Source organism: Rhodovulum visakhapatnamense, assembly GCF_004365965.1.
GTDB classification, from domain to species: Bacteria; Pseudomonadota; Alphaproteobacteria; order Rhodobacterales; family Rhodobacteraceae; genus Rhodovulum; species Rhodovulum visakhapatnamense.
In genome coordinates, this window is the sequence record NZ_SOEB01000057.1 from 1 (window position 1) to 5560 (window position 5560).

Sequence of the window (5560 nt, forward strand, 5' to 3'; positions counted from 1 at the left end):
CAGAAAAGGTTGCTCATCATCACCCACCGTCAGTCCGAGAGCTTGAATCATTCAGCCGTAGCGGTTTCAAGCAGATCAATGGGTCCTGAGCCTAGCTTTAGGAAAGCGGATAAAAAGTGCTGAAGCCCAGCGACACGTGGCGCAATCTTCTATTAACCGGCCGCCGCCATCACTGAACCACCCTGTCGTGTCAATGAGGAAACTCCCATGATCGGCCCCGTAACGGCGACCAGCGTGATGCCGGTTCGCAAGGAACAAACAGAACAGCAGACAGCCACTCAGCCCAAGTTCAGGCCCGAGCTCGCGAACTTTCGACCGGGAACTGGGGAAGAGGCCGGTTTCAAGCCATACAAAGCCCCAGCCGAATTCATGGCCATGATGGCGAAATCCGACGCGGAGGCGGCGTGGATGGACTCCGCCGAGGGCAAGGCCTGGCAAGCGGAGCAACGTGCAAAACAGGATGCGCAGCCTGTCGAGCTTGCCGTCTATAAAGGCGGCCAGATGGTCGGGTTCATGGCCGGTGGGTTTACGGCCGAGAGTTCAATCGCGGGCTTCCTGCCCAGAAACTGGGACAGCATGTCGATCAAAGATCTGAGCCAGGTTTTTAGAAGCCATGGCTTCAAGGTCGTCACCGCCAAGGAAGGCCTGTCGATGAACCACGGCCAGGCCGCTGATATTATGAACCTTCTCTAGGAGTAAGAAAGAAGCCTAAAGGCGCTGAGGCGCGCCTTTCCACGGCCGCATCGGCGGCATGTCCCGGGTGACCTCGATCCGTGTCAGGTCCGCGCCCGTCAAAGCCGCCTGCACCGCCAGCAGGTAGCCCCACCAGTCGAGGTAAGCCCGGCGCGCCGCGGCGATCTGCGCGGGCGTCGGATCCCAGTGGCAGGGCGTGAAGCGTACCGCGTCGTGGACGATCACACCCTTGCGGTTGCGACGCGGGATCGGCTGCCAGCCCTCGACCCCGAGCATCGCCGCATCCGCCGTCTTCGCGTGGCGGCCCCAGCGGTTCACCGTCCAGTCGTCCGGCTTCAGCCGCGGGCGGGCGTCGGGCATCCAGTCGGGCGTGCGGCCCGCGCGGGCGAGGTCGGCGACCATCGTGGCCGCGTACCAGGGCAGCGTGTTGCGGACCACGGTCGCGATCAGCTCGGCATCGTCATGCGGGCGGGACCGGCCCCGGCTCGTGTCGACCCGGGTGCCCAGCTGGGCGCGTTCGAGGGCGACATATTCCATGCCATAGGACCGCCAGCCAGTGCCGCCGACCGCCTCGATCTCGTCATGGTCGAGCCGCGCGCATTCGGTGCCGAAGGCCCATTCCAGCGCCGCGCGCACCGGCATCGCGCGCCGGGTCCGGGAGGCAGTCTGCGCCGGGGGGCGGATCGCGGCGGTCATGCCGCCGCCCCCGCCAGATCGGCGATGCGGCGGCAGCGGGCCAGCTGGGCCTCGCGGTCGCGCAGCCACGCCGCCTCGGCCGGATCGAGGAAGGCCGGATCGGCCCCCGCCAGATGCGCGTGGCGGCGCAGCGCCTCGCCCGCGGCTTGGCGGATCTGCCCCAACGCATAGCCACCCGGCCAGCGACGGGTCCGGCGCAGATCGTCCAGCAGCTCCGGCGCCCAGCCCTCGGCCAGCGCCTGCCGCCCGACCGCATGGGCAAAGACCGCCCGGATCAGCGGCGAGGCATCGTCGGCGGGCGGCTGGATCTGCGCCGCCGCCTTCAGGATCGCATTGGCGATGGGGAAGCGGTCGCGGTCCTTGCCGCCGGGCTGGGCCGCCGCCATCTCTTCCAGCGCGGCGAGGTTCGGCGGGGTCATGTAGGCCAGCCGCTTCGCGAGATCCGCCAGCATCTCGTCGAACTGCGCCTTGGTCATCGCGCCCGGCTTCACCAGCCCGCGCCGCAGCAGCGGCTCGATCAGCAGCCCCCGCACCCGCTTTTCGCCCTCGGCCTGTTCCCTCGCGTCCATCCTCGGCTCCTTTCTCTCTGCCTTGCCAACCGTTTCAGGACTGTCCTGCAACTGTCCGGCGGACATTTGCGGGACACTTGCGGACAGTTCGGGACAGTCGGGACAGTCCTGCCCCTTTCTCTGCCCTTGCGGGGTTATCCACAGGCCCTGCCCTGTCAGACCGACGCGAACCGTCCATGTTCCTGTCCTTTTCTCTGTCTTTGTCCCTGTCGTGCAGGACAGTCTGAAACTGTCCGAGACTGTCCCTGAACTGTCCTCGGGACAGTTGCGGACAGTCTCGGGACAGTCTGGGAATTACTCGCGGGGGCGCGCGGCCCGGGTCATGTCGAACATGTGGTTGGACCAGGCCGTGATCGCCCGCTCGACCCAGGCCGAGCCGCGATAGCCGCAGCCCTGCTCGACCAGCCAGTCATCCATCCAGAGGACGGCCGCGTCGTTCTGCGCCAGGTCGGGGTGGATCCCGGCCACGGCCGAGCGCAGCCGCTGGCGCCGCTTGGCGGCGTTCGCCGCCTCGTTCCGCGCCCGGTTGTCATGCTTGCGCGAGAGCGCTTCCAGCACCATGGCGGTCACCCGGCCGTGCATCAGCCGGATCTGATCGCCGCAGCGGCAGGGCTGCCAATGGTGAAGCGGCCCGTATTCCATCTCGCTCAGCCGCCGCAGCCGCGCCACGTCGACCGCCAGCAGCTTGGCCAGCTGCTCGGGATCGTCGGGCAGCGTGCCGACCGGCTTCTGGTCCTGCGACAGGCAGATCAGGTCGAAATACAGCGCCCGGCATTCCTCGGTGCCCTTCAGCCGCATCTCGCTGTTGAGCCATTCGCGGTGATACCAGGTCATGAAGTAATGGCCGTTCAGGTCGTCCTCGGGGCCGAGCGGATAGTCGGGCAGATCGGCGGCATCGACCGGGCGAAGACGGGAGGCGGCAAGTGTCATGGCGTTACCCCTTTCGCCGCCAGCGCCATCGCCGCGGCCAGAATGCGTTCCCGGGCGGCGCGGCCGCCCCGGGTCAGGGCATGGGAGAGATAGTCGTCCGAGAAACCCAGCGCCCGGCTGGCCTTGCGCTGCGAGGCAAAGCGCAGGCCCCCGATCTCGACGGGGTGCGGGTCCCGGCCGGGGCGGCGCTGGGGTCGGCCGATCCGGTCGGGATCGCCATCCGAGAGCGCCTTCCAGACCGCCTGCGGCGTCACCCCGAAGCGCGCGGCGACGGCATGGGCATCCGTGAAGACCTCGCCCCGGATCCTGACCGGCATCGGCTCGACCCCCTTGCGCCCTACCCCGACCCGGTCGAGCCGCCCCTTGCGCGCGGCAGACCGCACCGCCTCGGGCGTCACCCCCAGCGCGCGGGCGGCGCTGGCCGCATCGGGATAGGTCGTGCCGCGGATGGTGAGGTCGGTGTAAATCCGCGTGGCCATCACATCCCCAGGGCCTCGCGATAGAGCTGCAGGACCGCCTCTTCCTCGGCGATGTCGTCCGCGTGCCGCTTGCGGAGCGCGATGATCCGGCGCAGGGCCTTGGTGTCGTAGCCGCGGGCCTTGGCAGCGGCCATCACCTCTTTCTGCTGATCGCCGAGGGCGGCCTTGTCCTCGGCCAGGGCCTCGAAGCGCTCGATGAAGCCCCGCAGCTCGTCGGCCGCGACCCGGTAGGTTTTCTCGCGCACCGCCTCGTCCTCGGCGGTCTCCTTCATCGGGGGCCGCGGCCCGGCGGTGAAGGTATCGAGCGGGATCGGGCCGGTCACGCCCGCCCCCCCTTGAACCGCGCCAAAAACTTTTCCGCCCGCGCCTCGAAAAGCCGGGCTGCGGCGCGGGCCCGGCCCGCGCGCAGCTGGTTGAAGCGTCCGGCGACGCGCCAGTAGATCCGAATTGCCAGTGTCATGCCGTATGCTCCGGGTCGAAGAGTTCGAAGACGGTCTCGGCGCCCGCGAGCGCCAGCACCGCCAGGACGTAATGCAGCCCCGGCGCGTTCTCGGACCGCAGCCAGTTCCGCACCGTGCGCGGGTTCACCGGCCGCTGCGCCGTCGTCAGCGCCTCGGCCACCAGATCGGCCAGCTCGGCCTCGCTCGTCGCTTCGGGGAAAGACCGCCACAGAAGCGAGGCGAACCACTTCCGCTCCCGCTCCTGCGGGTCGCGCAAATTCTGGAAGGACTTTTGCATATGACTTCCTCCAATATGACCGCATGGGCCGGTCGCCGCTGAAAAGAGGACGGGAGAAGGTGTAGAGCGCATCAGGTTGAACCCTTCGTATCAGTGGCTGAACCGACGCTTCGCGACTGGATGGACGCGCAATGGGTTGCATGGCTGGCGGCCATGAAGGACCTGATCTTCCGTTCCGTTTCCGGCCAGACACGCCCCCCGCACCTGAGCCGGGAAACAAGCTCGGAGTTCCCGACAGCCCGTTTCCCAAAGTAACTCGCGCCCATGCCTGTGTGTTCAAGGAACGCGTCGATGTCGGACAGTAGCGCTGAGTGCTTAATCATGCCGCCAATATATCCGCTAAAGCGGACGCGTAAAGTGTCCCCGATAAAAGACGTGCGCTGTGCTCCCCTCCAGAGGATATTTGGCGAATGGTAGACATGAGTTGGCGCGAGAGGCTTCGCGTCGCAATCCAGGACGCCGGAAAGTCGATGCGGGCTGTTTCCTTGGCCTCCGGGAACGGCCCTGGCTATGTTCATTCGATCCTATCGGATGGCAAGGAACCGACCATGGACAATCTGGCGGCGGTTTGCGACGCAATCCCTGTCAGTCTTATTTATATTCTGTATGGCCTTGATGTGTCTGAGGAGGACTTCGAGATCCTCCGTGCGCTTCGCGAGCACCCCGAGATAAGACAGGGCATCTACCAGATCATTCGCGCAAAATCATCCTCCTGATCTCCGCCAAGATTTCGAGCTTCTTCGCCCGGGTCAGCCCCTCCAGGCGCCTGAGGTAGTCGTCAACAAGCATCGTCTATCTCCGATAGGGACCGCGCGCCCACTAAGTCGGTTGCGCGTGACAGATTCGAGCTGCGCCCGCATCCCACAAGTATCCTCTAATGCGGACATCATGTGTTGACTATCCTCTTTGGCGGATGCAGTCTCCCCTGACTGCAACCGAAAAAGGGGAGACCCATGAAGACCACCCTGACCGCGACCGCCCTGGCCCTGCTGGCCGCGCCTGCGCTTGCCGCCGTCAATGCCACCGAGGATCTGTCGGCCATCCGCCAGCCCTCGGCCGATGGCGCGGGCTGCTTTGCCGCCATCGCGGGCACCAACGCCTTCGAACGCACCCACGCCCCGGGCTGCATCTATTACCGCGCTCCCACCGGCACCGACCCGAAGGAGGTCGAGGCCGCCGATCCCGAGCCCGGCGATCCGGGCGAGGCCGAGGGCGACGACAGCGAGAACGCCGGTCTCTGAGCATCGGTGCGGGCCGCGCGTCGGCCCTCATCCCATGCCCAGACCCCGTTCGCTCTCCGGAGGACCCCATGCCCCGCATGCCCAGAATCCCCGACCTTCCCGCAAATTACGGCTTCGGGACCTGGCGCGATGCGCTGCTGGGCGCCCTGATCGGCGCGCTCTTCGTCGGCTCGGCCTGGGGCGGCATCACGCTGGCCGGAATCGCCCACGGAAG

The 5560-nt window shown here is 66.8% G+C and carries 10 protein-coding genes; 3 read left to right on the forward strand and 7 right to left on the reverse strand.

The features are described from left to right. Positions 1–207: 207 nt before the first annotated feature. Entirely contained in the window at positions 208–693 is a 486-nt protein-coding gene (locus tag EV657_RS20945; RefSeq protein WP_134079775.1) for a hypothetical protein, read from the forward strand. A gap of 15 nt (positions 694–708) precedes the next feature. Here EV657_RS20945 and EV657_RS20950 read toward each other — a convergent pair whose 3' ends face one another. The 7 genes from EV657_RS20950 to EV657_RS20975 form a co-directional block, all read right to left on the reverse strand. After that, a complete protein-coding gene (locus EV657_RS20950) occupies positions 709–1389 on the reverse strand; it encodes a hypothetical protein (RefSeq protein ID WP_134079776.1) in 681 nt (226 codons plus the stop codon). Then, positions 1386–1958, reverse strand: coding sequence for a hypothetical protein (locus EV657_RS20955; RefSeq protein WP_134079778.1), 573 nt, complete (start codon positions 1956–1958; stop codon positions 1386–1388). Before EV657_RS20955 ends, EV657_RS20950 begins: the two co-directional genes overlap by 4 nt. A gap of 294 nt (positions 1959–2252) precedes the next feature. After that, complete coding sequence (locus EV657_RS20960; protein WP_243628102.1) at positions 2253–2888, reverse strand: hypothetical protein; 636 nt, start codon at positions 2886–2888, stop codon at positions 2253–2255. Beyond that, positions 2885–3367, reverse strand: coding sequence for a hypothetical protein (locus EV657_RS20965; protein WP_134079779.1), 483 nt, complete (start codon positions 3365–3367; stop codon positions 2885–2887). Before EV657_RS20965 ends, EV657_RS20960 begins: the two co-directional genes overlap by 4 nt. Continuing rightward, positions 3367–3639: a DUF2312 domain-containing protein gene (locus tag EV657_RS20970; protein WP_134079786.1), complete on the reverse strand. Its 273-nt coding sequence runs from the start codon at positions 3637–3639 to the stop codon at positions 3367–3369. The genes EV657_RS20965 and EV657_RS20970 overlap by 1 nt, the downstream gene beginning before the upstream one ends. A gap of 47 nt (positions 3640–3686) precedes the next feature. After that, a complete protein-coding gene (locus EV657_RS21785) occupies positions 3687–3827 on the reverse strand; it encodes a hypothetical protein (protein WP_166673761.1) in 141 nt (46 codons plus the stop codon). Beyond that, complete coding sequence (locus tag EV657_RS20975; protein WP_075787371.1) at positions 3824–4105, reverse strand: hypothetical protein; 282 nt, start codon at positions 4103–4105, stop codon at positions 3824–3826. The genes EV657_RS21785 and EV657_RS20975 overlap by 4 nt, the downstream gene beginning before the upstream one ends. A gap of 410 nt (positions 4106–4515) precedes the next feature. Between EV657_RS20975 and EV657_RS20985 the strand changes: the two genes are divergently transcribed. Together EV657_RS20985 and EV657_RS20990 are read left to right on the forward strand one after the other, a co-directional pair. After that, positions 4516–4821, forward strand: a complete 306-nt coding sequence (locus EV657_RS20985; protein ID WP_134079783.1) for a helix-turn-helix domain-containing protein — start codon at positions 4516–4518, stop codon at positions 4819–4821. 237 nt (positions 4822–5058) lie between these two features. Continuing rightward, complete coding sequence (locus EV657_RS20990; RefSeq protein WP_134079784.1) at positions 5059–5346, forward strand: hypothetical protein; 288 nt, start codon at positions 5059–5061, stop codon at positions 5344–5346. Positions 5347–5560: the final 214 nt, after the last annotated feature.